Origin of the sequence: Acetobacter oryzifermentans, from assembly GCF_001628715.1 — a bacterium.
Taxonomy (GTDB): domain Bacteria; phylum Pseudomonadota; class Alphaproteobacteria; order Acetobacterales; family Acetobacteraceae; genus Acetobacter; species Acetobacter oryzifermentans.
The window spans coordinates 1067627-1081757 of record NZ_CP011120.1; the positions used below are offsets into that span (position 1 = coordinate 1067627).

Consider the following 14131-nt stretch of genomic DNA (forward strand, 5'->3'; position numbering starts at 1 on the left):
GGGCAATAGAAGATGGCACGTTCCGTCTGGAAAGGCCCGTTCGTCGACGGGTATCTGCTGAATAAAGCTGAGGTATCCCGCGCGTCGGGTCGTAACGAAGTGATCAAGATCTGGTCTCGTCGTTCTACAATTCTTCCGCAGTTCGTCGGTCTGACGTTCGGTGTTTATAACGGTCAGAAATTTCTGCCCGTACAGGTTACGGAAAACATGGTCGGACATAAGTTCGGCGAATTTTCTCCGACCCGTACATTCCATGGGCATGGTGCTGACAAGAAGTCTAAGCGGGGCTAAGCAGAGATGAGCAAGCCGAAGCATCCGCGCACACTCGCGGAAACAGAAGCGCAGGCAGTTACGCGCAACATCCGGGTTAGCCCCCGCAAGCTGAACCTTGTGGCCGGCCTGATCCGCAACAAGCCTGCTTCCCAGGCAGTTGCAACGTTGACGTTCTCTAAGCGCCGTATCGCTCAGGAAGTGAAAAAGACGCTGGAAAGCGCAATCGCTAATGCTGAAAACAATCACCAGCTGGACGTTGACCAGCTGGTGGTGAAAACAGCTGAAGTTGGAAAATCCATTGTCATGCGGCGTTTTCATGCCCGTGGTCGTGGGCGTTCTGCTCGTGTTGAAAAGTTTTTCAGTCACCTGAAGATTGTTGTAGCTGAACGGGCTGCTGAGCCTGAAGCAGCTTCTTCCGAACAGAAGGCGGCCTGAGGTATGGGACATAAAGTCAATCCAATCGGGCTGCGGCTCGGTATCAACCGCACGTGGGATAGCCGGTGGTATGCCGATTCCGACTATTCAAAATTGCTTCATGAAGATCTGAAGCTGCGTGCATTCCTGCGTCGCAAGCTGGTTGGCGCTGGTGTGTCTCGTGTCGTTATCGAACGTCCGGCCAAAAAGCCCCGCGTAACCATTTACGCCGCCCGTCCGGGTGTTGTGATTGGTAAGAAGGGTCAGGACATTGATGCGCTCCGTAAGGAGCTGACACGTATGGCTGGCACGGAAGTTGCGCTGAACATTGTTGAAATTCGCAAGCCAGAAATCGACGCTACACTGGTTGCAGAAAACATTGCTCAGCAGCTGGAACGCCGTGTGGCTTTCCGTCGTGCCATGAAGCGTGCAGTGCAGTCTGCTATGCGTCTGGGCGCACAGGGTATTCGTATCAACTGCTCTGGTCGTCTTGGCGGTGCGGAAATCGCACGTATCGAATGGTATCGTGAAGGTCGTGTGCCTCTGCACACCCTGCGTGCTGATATCGATTATGGCACAGCAACAGCAAAGACCACCTATGGCACTTGCGGTGTAAAAGTCTGGATCTTTAAGGGCGAAATTCTTGCTCATGATCCGATGGCTCAGGATCGCCGGGCGGCCGAACAGGCTCCTCAGCGCTGAGGAGAGGGATAAAACAACATGCTTTCCCCGAAGCGGACAAAATTCCGTAAAGCCCACAAAGGCCGTATCCACGGTCTTGCAAAAAGTGGCACCACGTTGAACTTCGGTACGTTTGGACTGAAGGCTCTTCAGCCGGAACGTATTACGGCACGCCAGATTGAAGCCTCCCGTCGGGCTATCACACGTGCCATGAAACGTGCAGGTCGCGTCTGGATTCGTATTTTTCCTGACCTTCCGGTCTCGACAAAACCTGCAGAAGTGCGTATGGGCTCCGGTAAGGGTTCCCCAGAATACTGGGTGGCCCGTGTGAAGCCAGGTCGCATTTTGTTTGAGATCGAAGGTGTGCCCCCTGAACTGGCGCGTGAAGCGTTGGCTCTGGGTGCAGCGAAACTGCCGATCAAGACCAAGTTTGTGACCCGAATTGGAGATGCGTGAGATGGTAAAGGCAACTAAGCCAGCCGATTTGCGCACCAAGACTCCAGACGAGCTTGAAGCTCGTCTGGTTGAATTGAAGCGTGAGCAGCTTAATCTGCGTTTCCAGCAGGCCACGGGTCAGACTGAAGCGCAGAGCCGTATGCGTGCGGTGCGCCGTGAGATTGCACGAATCAAGACGATTGCGGTGCAAAATGCAAAGACTGCAGCAGGTGCAAAAACATCTGCTGCCAATGCCTGAGGAGAGTTAGCCGATGCCAAGGCGCGTCCTGACCGGGCGTGTGACCAGCGATAAGATGGACAAAACCATTACGGTTCTTGTTGATCGTCGCGTCATGCATCCGCTCTATAAGAAATTCATTCGTCGCTCTAAAAAATATGCGGCGCATGATGAAGAAAATATCTGCAAGGTTGGTGACTCCGTGCGGATTGTTGAATGTCCGCCTATTTCACGCCGCAAGACGTGGACTGTGATTTCCCGCAACGGCGAAGTCGTTGGTGTGGAAGCCGGTGCATCGGCCTAACGTAAGGATATTTAGGTTATGATCCATCCCGAGACCAACCTTGACGTCGCCGATAATTCTGGCGCACGTCAGGTGCAGTGCATCAAGGTGCTGGGCGGCTCCAAGCGGAAGTCCGCCTCGGTCGGCGACGTGATCGTCGTTTCCGTCAAAGAAGCTATCCCCCGCGGGAAAGTGAAGAAGGGCGACGTTCACCAGGCTGTTATCGTGCGGACTTCCTATCCAGTCCGTCGGCCTGATGGTAGCGCGATCCGTTTCGATAAAAACGCAGCTGTGCTGATTAACAAGCAGCAGGAACCGATTGGTACGCGTATTTTTGGACCGGTTGTGCGCGAATTGCGTGCGAAGAAGTTCATGAAGATCATCTCTCTCGCGCCGGAGGTGTTGTAATGGCTGCCCGTATTAAAAAAGGCGATACGGTTGTCGTCATCAGCGGTTCCTCCAAGGGGACGCAGGGAGAAGTTCTGGAGGTTCGTCCTTCCGAAAGCCGTGCTGTTGTGCGTGGTGTGGCGCTAATTAAGCGTCATCAGCGTGCGCGCCGCATGGGTGAAGAAAGCGGGATTATTACCCGTGAAGCACCCATTCACCTTTCTAACCTGAAGCTGATTGATCCAGCCTCTAAAAAGCCGACACGAGTTGGTTTCCGAGTGCTGGAAAACGGCAAAAAAGTTCGCATCGCTAAGGCGACCGGCGAAGCTATTGAAGGTTGAGGGGCTACGAATGAGTGCGAAACAGGAAGGTCGTTCCCTGCCGCGCTTTCAGCAGCGGTATGAAAGCGAACTGCGTGCCAACCTGCGTAAGCAGTTTGGTTACAAAAATGAAATGCAGGTGCCTCACCTCGAAAAAATCGTCCTGAATATGGGCGTGGGTGAGGCTGCTGGCGATCAGAAGAAGCTAGATGCTGCTGTTGCAGAAATGGCGCTTATTGCTGGTCAGAAGCCTGTTAAAACAGTGGCGAAGAAAGCTATCGCTGGCTTCAAGATTCGTGAAGGTCTGCCGATTGGCTGTAAGGTCACTCTGCGCCGTGCACGGATGTATGAATTCCTTGATCGTCTGGTAACTATTGCTATGCCACGCATCCGCGATTTCCGCGGTCTGCCGGCTACCAAAGGTTTTGATGGTCGTGGTAACTTTGCTCTGGGCTTGAAAGAACAGATCATCTTCCCCGAAATCGAATACGATAAGGTAGATGAAATCCGCGGTATGGACGTGGTGTTCGTAACCAGTGCAAAGACAGATGCAGAAGCCAAGGCCCTGCTGAAGGCGTTTGATCTTCCTTTCGTGGGGTGATACAGACCCTGCTGGGTGTTTTAATGTGTGATCTTGGAAAACCGTCGAAGGTTTTCGAAGGGTTCCGGAGGTAATTTGTATGGCTAAGACTTCTGCCATTCTGCGTAACGCAAAGCGCGCGCGCATGGCGGCACGGGATAAAGAGAAGCGGGTAGCTCTCAAAAATATCGTTATGGATCGTTCTCTTCCCGTGGAGGATCGGTTTGATGCGTCTTTGAAGTTGGCTGAACTGCCGCGCAATGGTTCTCGCGTGCGGGTTCGTCTGCGTTGCAAACTGACAGGTCGTTCTCGCGGTAACTACCGCAAGTTTGAGCTGTGCCGTATTGCTTTCCGTGATCTGGCATCTGAAGGCCAGATTCCGGGCGTGGTTAAAGCAAGCTGGTAAGGGCGCGAGATGTCACTTTCTGATCCTTTGGGTGATATGCTCACCCGTATTCGTAATGCTCAGCGCGCGCGTCACAATGCTTGTGTTGCTCCGGCCTCTAAGCTGCGTGTGAGTGTTTTAGAAGCTCTGCAGCGTGAAGGCTACATTCGTGGCTATAAGCGTGAAGACGTCCGTAAGGGTATTGCTCAGTTGCATATTGAGCTGAAATACACCGACGGTGAGCCGGTTATTCGCGAAATTCAGCGTGTTTCACGTCCTGGTCGTCGCGTATATTCCAAAATTAAGGAACTTCCTCGCGTTTGTGCAGGTTTGGGTGTTTCTATCCTTTCCACACCGCGTGGTGTTCTTTCCGATGTTGAGGCTCGTGCTGCCAATGTTGGCGGTGAAGTCCTCTGCCGTGTTTTCTAAGGAGGGGTAAATGTCACGCGTAGGCAAGTATCCTGTTGAAGTGCCGGCAGGGGTAACCATCGCTATTGCAGATGGTGTTCTGAAGGCCAAAGGAAAATTGGGGGAGCTGGCTCTGCCGCTTTCTTCACATGTTTCCGTTGATGTGCAGGATGGTAAGGTTGTTGTGCAGCCAGTGGGTACTGCTGCTCAGGCTCGTATGATGTGGGGCACAACACGTGCTCTGATCGCAACGGCTGTTAAAGGGGTTTCGGAAGGTTTTTCCAAGGCTCTGGAAATTAACGGCACAGGTTACCGTGCAGCTGTGCAGGGTTCTAATCTGGTGATGAACCTTGGGTTCTCCCATGATGTTGTGTATCCGATTCCTGCAGGCATCAAGATTTCTACGCCGCGTCCGACGGCTATTGTGGTGGAGGGGATCGATAAGCAGCGGGTAGGCCAGGTGGCTCTTGATATCCGCAGCTTCCGTAAGCCTGAACCTTACAAGGGCAAAGGTGTTCGGTACGAAACGGAAACCATTCGTCGTAAGGAAGGCAAGAAGAAATAATGAGCACTCAGCAGGAATTGCGGAACCGCCGTCGGGCGCGTCTCCGTTTTCAGCTGCGCCGCAAGGCAGGTGGGCGTCCGCGTCTGTCTGTTTTCCGGTCTGGCAAGAACATTTATGCTCAGGTGATCGACGATGCGCAGGGCCGTACTTTGGCCTCAGCGTCCTCCTTGGATAAGGAGCTGCAGACGGATCTGAAAAAAGGTTCCACGCAGGAAAGCGCTGGCGCTGTCGGTAAGCTGGTTGCACAGCGCGCCGTTGCTGCAGGTGTATCTCAGGTCGTGTTCGACAGGGGGTCTTATCTTTATCACGGGCGCGTCAAGGCCCTGGCAGAGGCGGCCCGTGAGGGCGGTCTCTCCTTCTGAGGAAAGGATCACGGAATGGCTCGTGAACCAAGAGAAGGCGGTCGAGGCGGCCGTGAGCGTGAACGCGAAGGGGATGAACTGGTCGATAAGCTGGTAACCATCAATCGCGTTGCGAAAGTGGTTAAGGGTGGTCGTCGGTTTGCTTTCGCTGCGCTGGTTGTTGTTGGTGACCAGAAGGGGCGTGTTGGCTACGGTGCAGGTAAGGCGCGCGAAGTTCCTGAAGCAATTCGTAAGGCTACGGAGCGCGCCAAACGTGGCATGATCCGTGTCCCGATGAAGGAAGGCCGTACACTGCATCATGATGTTGCTGGTCACTTTGGTGCCGGTAAGGTTGTGCTGCGGTCTGCCGAAGCAGGGACGGGGATTATCGCTGGTGGTCCTATGCGTGCTGTATTCGAAAGCCTTGGTATTAACGATGTGGTTGCGAAGTCTCTGGGCACCCGGAACCCGCACAACATGGTTAAGGCAACTTTTGATGCGCTGGCACGTTGTGCAAGCCCACGTTCTGTAGCTAGCCGTCGCGGTAAGAAGGTTGCTGAAATCTTCGGTAAGCGTGAACAGGCTATTGCTGCGGAGGCCGCTGATGTCTGATAAAAAAACCTTTAAGGTTGTGCAGATTGCGTCCGGTAATGGACGTAAGCCTGGACAGCAGGCAACTTTGATCGGTCTGGGTCTGAACAAGATTGGCCGTGAACGCGTTCTGGAAGATACTCCGTCTGTCCGGGGTATGGTACGCAAAGTGGCCCACCTGGTGAAGGTGGAGGATTGAAATGAAGCTCAACGAACTTCGTGATAACGAAGGTTCCCGTTACCGGAAAAAGCGTCTTGGGCGCGGTATTGGTTCTGGTAAGGGTAAGACGTCTGGTAGGGGTGTAAAAGGCCAGAAAGCACGTGAAGGGGTTTCCCTGAACGGGTTTGAAGGTGGGCAGCTTCCTATCTATCGTCGTCTGCCTAAGCGTGGCTTCAAAAACATCTTCCGCAAGGTTTATGCTCCTGTAAACCTTGGTGCGGTGGAAAAAGCCTTGGCTGATGGCAAACTGGCAGCAGGCACACCTGTTACTGAAGAAGCTTTGAAAAAAGCTGGTCTGGTTGGCACTGGCAAATATGCTGGCGTGCGCATTCTGGCCGAAGGTGAGCTGACAAAAGCTGTTACGTTTGAAGTCTCTGGTGCATCAGCTTCTGCTGTTGCTGCAGTAGAAAAAGCCGGAGGTAGCGTTAAGCTGCTGCAGCCTAAAGCTGCTGAAGCCAGCGCTTCCTGATGTTGCAAAAAGGAGAGCAGTGTTCGCACTGTTCTCCTTTCTTGTTCCTTCTCAGAATGTTGTCTGAATTTTTCAGGCGATTGTGCCAGCGTCTCCACAGCCGTGGTGGCGCTGTTTGTATGAAAGGACGGATGCATGGCTTCCGCGGCCGAACAACTGGCTGCCAACTTTAATGTAGGCTCTTTTGCTAAAGCGACTGAACTTAAAAAGCGAATCTGGTTTACACTGGGTGCGCTGATTGTTTACCGCTTGGGCACATACATCCCGGTTCCAGGGGTGGATGCCACAGTTATGGGGCAGCTTCTGGCGCAGCATCAGGGTGGCATTCTGGGCATGTTCAATATGTTCACGGGGGGTGCGCTTGGGCGTATGACCGTGTTCGCGCTGAACATCATGCCATATATCTCTGCGTCTATTATTGTGCAGCTTATGTCTACTGCTGTGCCTTCTCTTGAGGCTCTCAAGAAGGAAGGTGAACAGGGGCGTAAAAAGCTTAATCAGTATACACGTTACCTGACTGTCCTTATTGCGCTGTTTCAGGCGTATGGGATAGCTGTGGGGCTGGAGAACGTGCATAGCGCTGCAGGCGCTGCCGTTGTTCATCCCGGTATGTTCTTTTTGCTTTCATGCGTAACCACGCTTGTTGGCGGAACCATGTTTCTGATGTGGCTGGGTGAGCAAATTACCGCGCGTGGTGTGGGTAATGGGATCTCGCTCATTATCTTTGCTGGTATTGTGGCAAACCTGCCGCATGCATTGGCAAGTCTCTTCCAGCTTGGTTACACGGGCGCGCTTTCGCCGTTCTTTGTGCTGCTTTTCTTGGTTCTTGCAGCACTTACCATCATGTTTATTGTGTTCATGGAACAGGCGCAGCGTCGGGTTGTTATCCAGTATCCAAAGCGCCAGATGGGGCAGCGGATGTTTGGGGGGGACACAACCCATATGCCACTGAAAGTGAATACGGCTGGCGTTATTCCACCGATTTTTGCCTCTTCAGTGCTCCTGATTCCGGTAACGATTGCTGGTTTTATGAATGGCAAATCACTGCCGGGCTGGCTTTCCTTTCTGGGGCAGGAACTTGGGCAGGGGCAGCCACTGTATATGCTGTTCTATGCTGCCATGATTATATTTTTCTCATACTTTTATGCGGCCGTTACCTTCAATCCGACGGAAACAGCCGATAATTTGAGAAAGCAGGGTGGTTTTATCCCTGGTGTGCGCCCAGGTGTTTCTACAGCATCGTATTTTGATAAAATTCTCACCCGCCTGACCACGATCGGTGCAGCGTATATGGTGGCAGTCTGTCTGTTGCCTCAGATCCTGATCAGTCACTACAACGTACCGTTCTATTTTGGTGGAACGAGTCTGATTATTATTGTGTCTGTAACTATTGATACGGTCACACAAATTCAGTCTCATCTGGTGGCGCATCAATATCAGGGGCTTATGCGTAAATCGCGCGGCGGTAGGAAGCAGAGGATCATCAGACGATGAATATTATTTTTCTGGGCCCTCCCGGCGCGGGAAAAGGTACACAGTCCAAACTTCTTGAAGAGCGGTATGGGCTGATTCAGATTTCTACGGGCGATATGCTGCGCGCAGAAGTGGCCAAGGGATCTGAAACAGGAAAGCAGGCAAAAGCTCTTATGGATGCCGGGAAACTGGTTCCTGATGAGTTGATTATTGCGATGCTGAAAAGCCGGATTGCGCAGGCAGATTGCCAGAATGGTTTCATTCTGGATGGTTTTCCGCGCACGCTGGCACAGGCTGAAGAGCTGGACAGCATGCTTTCTTCAGATGGGAAGAAAATTGATACTGTTCTCTTCCTGGATGTGGACGAAGAAATTCTGGCAGATCGGATTTCCGGTCGCTTTACTTGTGGCAACTGCGGCAAGACGTACAACGAGGTCTCTAACCCACCCAAGGTGGATGGGGTCTGTGATTCTTGCGGTAGCCATGAGTTCAAGCGCCGGGCGGACGATAAGCGGGAAACCGTTGTTGAACGGCTGAAAGAGTACCGGAAACTGACGGCACCGATTCTGCCGTTTTATGAAAAAACCGGACGGCTGCACAAAATTAACGGCATGCTGTCGGCCCCTGAAGTGACAGGCGAAATCGAAGATGCGCTTGCCAGCGAGGGGTTGATCACGAAAAAGTGATCCGTTTTCGTTGACTTGTGGCGGTGGCCGGTATATTTCGCGGCCACCAAGTGAAATCTGCCCCAAGGGCTATGAGCGTTCGTGGTTAAGGCGGGCGAACAGGAGTATAAGGCGTGGCACGTATTGCCGGCGTGAATGTCCCGACCAACAAACGGGTTGTTATCGGGCTTCAGTATATTTACGGGATTGGCGCAACTAAGGCTGCTGAAATCTGCAAGGCTCTGGAAATTCCAGAAGCAAAGCGGGTAAACGAGCTGAGCGACGACGAAATCCTGAAGGTGCGTGAACTGATCGACAGCAAGTATCGCGTTGAAGGCGATCTGCGTCGTGAAATCGCAATGAACATCAAGCGTCTGATGGATCTGGGCTGCTACCGCGGTCTGCGCCATCGTCGCGGTCTGCCTGTGCACGGTCAGCGCACACACACCAATGCTCGCACGCGCAAGGGCAAGGCTGTGGCGATTGCAGGCAAGAAAAAAGCAACGCGCTAATCCAACTGGTTAGGATGTCTAACCCTGCTGCGGCAGGCTCTGGGCAGGGACTGAGGTAGAAAAGACATGGCGAAAGCCGCAACTCCGCGTATTCGCAAAAAAGAGCGTAAGAACATTATTTCTGGCGTGGCGCATGTGCTCTCCACGTTCAACAACACCATGATCACCATCTCTGATGCACAGGGGAATGCCATTTCTTGGTCTTCCGCTGGCGCGCAGGGTTTTAAGGGGTCTCGGAAATCTACGCCTTATGCGGCGCAGGTTGCGGCGGAAGACGCAGGTCGCAAGGCTCGCGAACATGGTATGGAAACTCTGGAAATCGAAGTTTCCGGTCCTGGGTCAGGGCGTGAAAGCGCACTGCGTGCTTTGCAGGCTGTTGGTTTCACCATCACCTCCATCCGCGATATGACGCCGGTTCCGCATAATGGTTGCCGCCCGCGTAAGCGTCGCCGCGTCTAAGTCCTGAGCAGGAAGGCAGCTTACAATTTAAGCTGTCTTCCGGTTGTTGTGTCCACTTCAGAGAAATCGCTGCGATTGCAGTGGTTTTTCGTATTGAAAGGCCGGTACCTTGGTCCTTCAGAAAAACTGGCAATCTCTGATCAAGCCTGAAAAGCTTGAGGTCGAATCCGGTGTGGAGCCAGCACGCATCGCAACCGTGGTTGCAGAACCTCTGGAACGCGGGTTCGGGATGACACTGGGGAATGCGCTGCGGCGTGTTCTGCTGTCCTCGCTTCAGGGTGCGGCTGTTACTGCTGTGCAGATTGACGGCGTGCTGCATGAGTTCTCGTCTGTTGCGGGCGTTCGGGAAGATGTCACGGACATCGTGCTGAACATCAAGCAGCTGGCACTGCGTATGCATGGCGAAGGGCCAAAGCGTATGATGCTGACGGCCACGGGCCCCGGCGAAGTGCGCGCCCGCCAGATCCAGACCGGCCATGATATCGAGATCATGAACCCCGATCTTGTTATCTGCACGCTGGATGATGGCGTTAAGCTGGGCATGGAATTTATTGTTAACATGGGTAAAGGCTATGTGCCTGCCGCGGCTAACCGCCCGGAAGATGCACCAATTGGCCTGATTCCGGTGGATGCAATTTATTCCCCCGTAAAGCGCGTGTCTTATAAAGTTGAGCCTACCCGCGTGGGGCAGGTAACAGACTATGATAAGCTGCTGCTGACGGTTGAAACCAATGGTGCTGTCACACCTGAAGATGCTGTGGCTTTGGCTGCACGTATTCTGCAAGATCAGCTTCAGCTGTTCATTAACTTTGATGAGCCGCGCCCTGTGCAGGCTGAAGAGCCTGAAGATGATCTGCCGTTCAACCGTAATCTGCTGCGTAAGGTGGATGAACTTGAACTGTCTGTTCGTAGTGCAAACTGCCTGAAGAACGACAACATCATCTACATTGGGGATCTGGTGCAGAAGAGCGAGCAGGAAATGCTCCGTACTCCGAACTTTGGCCGGAAATCCCTGAACGAAATCAAGGAAGTTCTCACTTCTATGGGGCTGTCCTTGGGTATGAATGTGCCGGCTTGGCCGCCGGAAAATATTGAAGAGCTGGCAAAGCGGCTTGATGAGCCGTTTTGATCTGACTTTTCACACGATACGTAGGAACTGAACTATGCGTCACGGGATTGCCGGCAGAAAGCTCGGCGTTACTTCTTCTCACCGCGCAGCCATGTTTCGCAATATGGCTGTTGCACTGATCAAACACGAACAGATCACCACCACGCTGCCTAAAGCTAAGGAACTGCGTCCGGTTGTTGAAAAGCTGATTACGCTGGGTAAGCGGGGCGATCTGCATGCGCGCCGTCAGGCTTTTGCCATGCTGCGTGATGATGTGATCGTGAAAAAGCTGTTTGCTGCTATTGCAGAACGCTACAAGGCTCGTAACGGCGGTTACACGCGCGTTCTGCGTGCTGGCGTGCGTTATGGCGATGCCGCACCTATGGCTGTTATCGAACTGGTTGATCGCGATGTTTCTGCCAAAGGGCAGGACAGCGGCCCACGTCCGGAAGCAGAAGAAAAGCAGGATCTGGCTGCATAAGCCACGTATCTGGTTTTTAGAAAAAAGGCTGGCTCAGAAATGGGCTGGCCTTTTTTTATGCTCTCATAATTGCATGAGTGGTGCGATTTTATATCGTGAAATTGGCTGGAAAATTTACACCATTTCAACATGGTATATTGACAATATAGCCTTCTGGCACGTTAGTAATTGCAAAATGAATGGCGCAAACAAACACGGTGGCATTATGAGGCAAGTTTTTCTGCGGATTATGCTGGTGGTCAGCCTGCTTTTTGTAGGGCTGACACAGCAGGCACGGGCCGGAACCCCGGTGCGTATTGGGTATATTCCTGTTCTGGGTTCATCCGCCCTGTTTGTTCTGGATGGTGAAGGCTGGGCCAAGCAGGCTGGTTTGGATCTGCAACTTGTGCGCTTTGGTTCTGGCCCTCAGGCTATTCAGGCTTTGGTGTCTGGGCGTATTGATGCCTACGTCGCAGGTGTGTTGCCGTTGTTGCAGGCACGTGCGCATGGTGTGGATGTTAAGGTTGTGGCTTCTGGTTCGGTGGAGGAATTGGAGCTGGTGGCCCGTGGCCCGTTGGCTCAGATCGTGCCAGAAGGGCAGGAGGGTGGTCTGTCTGCTCAGGTCATTAAGGATGGCTTTGCCAAGTTCAAGCAGGAACAAGGGCATTTGCCGCGTGTTGCCGCACAGCCAGCCGGTTCCGTGCCGGATATCATGCTCCGTTACTGGCTGCAAAAACGCCTTAATATTGCGCAGCCTGCCTCTGTTATCAATATTGCCGGTGTGGATATTGATGCCGCACAGCAGGCTTTTCTGGCTGGTGCGGTAGATGCCGCCGTATTGCGCGAACCTTCTTTAACAGTTGCAAAAATGCGTGTGCCGGAAGCCAGAATTCTGGCCACGGGGCATGATATGCTGCCCGATCAGCCGGGCTCTGTTCTGGCTATTGTAAAGCCGACAGAAGTACCATGGGCAAAAACGCTTACAGGCCTGTTTGTTAAAGCCAACACCTTGGTGTCTCAGCATCCGGACGAAGCAGCTCCTTTCGTGCGCACGGCACTGGGTGGCGGTATGCTGAAGGAAGAAGTGTTGCAAAAAGCCCTTGCACGTTCTGCCCAGCATTTTGTGAGTGATCCTGCACGTATTGTAGAAGGCGTGCGGCAGTTACAGGATTTTGAGGTTGAACAGGGGCTTTTGCGTAAGGCCGAGCCAGTGGATAGCCTGTTTGATCTGGAGATGTGGAAGCAGAGCCAGCAGTGAGGGATAAAGTTTCGTTTTCAACAAAATGGGCGTTAGGTCTTATCGGGCTTATCGTCTTTTTTGGAGGGTGGGAGGCAGCAGTCCGAACAGGATTGCTGCCTTCTGGTATGGTGCCTGCTCCCAGTTCACTAGGGCCAGCCTGGCTGGATGAAGTGCGCGGGGGCTTTTGGCAGCAGGCCATTTTAGACAGTCTGCACCATTATCTGTTGGGCTTGCTTATTGGTTCCGTGCTGGGTGCTGGTTTAGGCATTCTGTGCGGCATGGCGGCTGTTGTGGATGGCTTGCTGGAAGGTATTGTCCGGCTGCTGCGGCCTGTGCCGGGCTTGGCGTGGGTGCCTTTTGCCATTTTGTGGTTTGGCCTGAACACATCGGGCGCCACCTTTGTGATTGCCATTTCAGTTTTCTGGATCAACTTTTACGCGGCCCACAGTGCCGTGCGCGGAGTGGACCCAGAACTGTATGAACTGGCAGCCGCTTTTGGGCATGGCAGCTTTTTGGGGCGTTTGTTCAAGGTGGTGCTGCCTGCGGCTTCTCCCGGCCTTATGTCTGGCCTGCGCACAGGTTTGGGGCAGGGCTGGATGTCTGTTGTGGCGGCGGAACTGTTTGGTGTTCCCGGTATTGGTGCGCGGATGATGCAGGCATCCAGCTTGTTGGCAACCGATGTTGTGGTTGTTTATATGCTCACCATGGCTTTGCTTTATGCGGTAACTGATTTTCTGTTCGGGTTTGTAAGAAAACGCGTGCTGAGGTGGCAACCATGAGCGACAAACACAGCGTTGCCAGCTTGGATAATGTCGGCCTCTCGCACGATGGCGGAGCTAATTTTGTGTTGCGCAATGTGAGCCTCACATTGGAGCAGGGTGAATTTGTTGCGCTTTTAGGCCCATCTGGTGTGGGGAAATCCACGCTTCTGCGCGTGTTTATGGGGCTCATGCAGCTTACGGAAGGCACAGTGGGTGGTTCGGCCTGCATAACAGATGCAGAGGAAACAGGCACCAAACGGCGTAGGCGGGCCTTGGTCTTTCAGGATGCGCGGTTGATGCCGTGGCGTTCTGTGCTGAAAAATGTTGAATTCGGCCTGGAAGGCTTGGGCCTAACGCGTGAAGAAAAGCACACACGCGCCATGGATGCGCTTAAACTGGTAGGGCTGGAGGAAGCAGCAGATAGGTGGCCCCGCCGTATGTCTGGTGGGCAGCGGCAGCGTGTAGGGGTTGCGCGTGCTTTTACAGTCAATCCTGATCTGCTGCTGATGGATGAGCCTTTTGGTGCCCTAGACCCTATTACACGCAGCAGCTTGCAAGAGGAGCTTCAACGTATCTGGCAACAAACGCATAAAACCGTGCTGTTTGTAACGCATGATATTGAGGAAGCCTTGCGCCTTGCTACCCGTGTAGTGGTGCTTGCGGGCGGCCCACCAGCAGGTATTACGGGTGAAATTGCCATTACGATGGATGAAAGAAACCCCGAAAGCACGGTGTTTAGAACCTATGCGGCCCGTTTGCGCGCTATGATTGCGGGGGAAAAAGACCCCGGTGGTGCTCCGTACTGGCGTTCTGCTGAAATTTAGTTGAAAAGCATATAAATAAAAGTCTCACGCATCCTTTTT

General features: G+C 53.1%; 25 protein-coding genes. All 25 read left to right on the top strand.

Features of this window, described 5'->3' with window-relative positions:
• Positions 1-12: 12 nt before the first annotated feature.
• Positions 13-291, top strand: coding sequence for a 30S ribosomal protein S19 (gene rpsS, locus WG31_RS05195; RefSeq protein WP_012812769.1), 279 nt, complete (start codon positions 13-15; stop codon positions 289-291).
• A gap of 6 nt (positions 292-297) precedes the next feature.
• Entirely contained in the window at positions 298-708 is a 411-nt protein-coding gene (rplV, locus tag WG31_RS05200; RefSeq protein WP_003622713.1) for a 50S ribosomal protein L22, read from the top strand.
• 3 nt (positions 709-711) lie between these two features.
• Positions 712-1389 (top strand): 30S ribosomal protein S3, encoded by a 678-nt coding sequence (gene rpsC, locus WG31_RS05205; RefSeq protein WP_003622715.1) that lies wholly within the window; start codon positions 712-714, stop codon positions 1387-1389.
• Positions 1390-1407: 18 nt separating this feature from the next.
• The gene (gene rplP, locus WG31_RS05210; protein ID WP_035351612.1) at positions 1408-1824 is read left to right on the top strand and encodes a 50S ribosomal protein L16; all 417 of its coding nucleotides are present in this window, start codon (positions 1408-1410) and stop codon (positions 1822-1824) included.
• 1 nt (position 1825) lies between these two features.
• Positions 1826-2062 carry a 50S ribosomal protein L29 gene (rpmC, locus tag WG31_RS05215; RefSeq protein ID WP_006116047.1) on the top strand — a complete coding sequence of 79 codons (237 nt, stop codon included), beginning with the start codon at positions 1826-1828 and terminating at the stop codon, positions 2060-2062.
• A 13-nt stretch (positions 2063-2075) separates the two neighbouring features.
• Positions 2076-2345, top strand: a complete 270-nt coding sequence (gene rpsQ, locus WG31_RS05220) for a 30S ribosomal protein S17 (protein ID WP_063353858.1) — start codon at positions 2076-2078, stop codon at positions 2343-2345.
• A gap of 18 nt (positions 2346-2363) precedes the next feature.
• Positions 2364-2732: a 50S ribosomal protein L14 gene (gene rplN, locus WG31_RS05225; protein WP_012812770.1), complete on the top strand. Its 369-nt coding sequence runs from the start codon at positions 2364-2366 to the stop codon at positions 2730-2732.
• Positions 2732-3052: a 50S ribosomal protein L24 gene (rplX, locus tag WG31_RS05230; protein WP_063353859.1), complete on the top strand. Its 321-nt coding sequence runs from the start codon at positions 2732-2734 to the stop codon at positions 3050-3052. Before rplN ends, rplX begins: the two co-directional genes overlap by 1 nt.
• 10 nt (positions 3053-3062) lie before the next feature.
• The gene (gene rplE / locus WG31_RS05235; RefSeq protein ID WP_035351604.1) at positions 3063-3632 is read left to right on the top strand and encodes a 50S ribosomal protein L5; all 570 of its coding nucleotides are present in this window, start codon (positions 3063-3065) and stop codon (positions 3630-3632) included.
• Between the two features lie 79 nt (positions 3633-3711).
• Complete coding sequence (rpsN, locus tag WG31_RS05240; protein WP_003622728.1) at positions 3712-4017, top strand: 30S ribosomal protein S14; 306 nt, start codon at positions 3712-3714, stop codon at positions 4015-4017.
• A 9-nt stretch (positions 4018-4026) separates the two neighbouring features.
• The gene (rpsH, locus tag WG31_RS05245) at positions 4027-4425 is read left to right on the top strand and encodes a 30S ribosomal protein S8 (RefSeq protein ID WP_003622730.1); all 399 of its coding nucleotides are present in this window, start codon (positions 4027-4029) and stop codon (positions 4423-4425) included.
• Positions 4426-4435: 10 nt separating this feature from the next.
• On the top strand, positions 4436-4969 hold the full coding sequence (gene rplF, locus WG31_RS05250; protein WP_003622732.1) for a 50S ribosomal protein L6: 534 nt from the start codon (positions 4436-4438) through the stop codon (positions 4967-4969).
• On the top strand, positions 4969-5331 hold the full coding sequence (rplR, locus tag WG31_RS05255) for a 50S ribosomal protein L18 (RefSeq protein WP_019090051.1): 363 nt from the start codon (positions 4969-4971) through the stop codon (positions 5329-5331). Before rplF ends, rplR begins: the two co-directional genes overlap by 1 nt.
• Positions 5332-5346: 15 nt before the next feature.
• Positions 5347-5922: a 30S ribosomal protein S5 gene (gene rpsE / locus WG31_RS05260; protein WP_063353860.1), complete on the top strand. Its 576-nt coding sequence runs from the start codon at positions 5347-5349 to the stop codon at positions 5920-5922.
• Positions 5915-6100, top strand: coding sequence for a 50S ribosomal protein L30 (gene rpmD, locus WG31_RS05265; RefSeq protein WP_003622738.1), 186 nt, complete (start codon positions 5915-5917; stop codon positions 6098-6100). Before rpsE ends, rpmD begins: the two co-directional genes overlap by 8 nt.
• A gap of 1 nt (position 6101) precedes the next feature.
• A complete protein-coding gene (rplO, locus tag WG31_RS05270; RefSeq protein WP_006116040.1) occupies positions 6102-6590 on the top strand; it encodes a 50S ribosomal protein L15 in 489 nt (162 codons plus the stop codon).
• A gap of 135 nt (positions 6591-6725) precedes the next feature.
• Entirely contained in the window at positions 6726-8084 is a 1359-nt protein-coding gene (gene secY / locus WG31_RS05275; protein ID WP_063353861.1) for a preprotein translocase subunit SecY, read from the top strand.
• Positions 8081-8749, top strand: coding sequence for an adenylate kinase (locus WG31_RS05280; protein WP_063353862.1), 669 nt, complete (start codon positions 8081-8083; stop codon positions 8747-8749). Before secY ends, WG31_RS05280 begins: the two co-directional genes overlap by 4 nt.
• Positions 8750-8862: 113 nt before the next feature.
• Complete coding sequence (gene rpsM, locus WG31_RS05285) at positions 8863-9240, top strand: 30S ribosomal protein S13 (protein ID WP_006116037.1); 378 nt, start codon at positions 8863-8865, stop codon at positions 9238-9240.
• Between the two features lie 66 nt (positions 9241-9306).
• Complete coding sequence (gene rpsK, locus WG31_RS05290; RefSeq protein WP_003622750.1) at positions 9307-9699, top strand: 30S ribosomal protein S11; 393 nt, start codon at positions 9307-9309, stop codon at positions 9697-9699.
• Between the two features lie 109 nt (positions 9700-9808).
• Positions 9809-10828 carry a DNA-directed RNA polymerase subunit alpha gene (locus WG31_RS05295; RefSeq protein ID WP_003622752.1) on the top strand — a complete coding sequence of 340 codons (1020 nt, stop codon included), beginning with the start codon at positions 9809-9811 and terminating at the stop codon, positions 10826-10828.
• A gap of 34 nt (positions 10829-10862) precedes the next feature.
• A complete protein-coding gene (gene rplQ / locus WG31_RS05300) occupies positions 10863-11288 on the top strand; it encodes a 50S ribosomal protein L17 (protein WP_006116036.1) in 426 nt (141 codons plus the stop codon).
• 175 nt (positions 11289-11463) lie between these two features.
• Positions 11464-12525, top strand: a complete 1062-nt coding sequence (locus WG31_RS05305) for an ABC transporter substrate-binding protein (RefSeq protein WP_063354882.1) — start codon at positions 11464-11466, stop codon at positions 12523-12525.
• Positions 12522-13286, top strand: a complete 765-nt coding sequence (locus WG31_RS05310) for an ABC transporter permease (RefSeq protein WP_035351599.1) — start codon at positions 12522-12524, stop codon at positions 13284-13286. The genes WG31_RS05305 and WG31_RS05310 overlap by 4 nt, the downstream gene beginning before the upstream one ends.
• Positions 13274-14092 (top strand): ABC transporter ATP-binding protein, encoded by an 819-nt coding sequence (locus tag WG31_RS05315; RefSeq protein ID WP_082823136.1) that lies wholly within the window; start codon positions 13274-13276, stop codon positions 14090-14092. The genes WG31_RS05310 and WG31_RS05315 overlap by 13 nt, the downstream gene beginning before the upstream one ends.
• Positions 14093-14131: the final 39 nt, after the last annotated feature.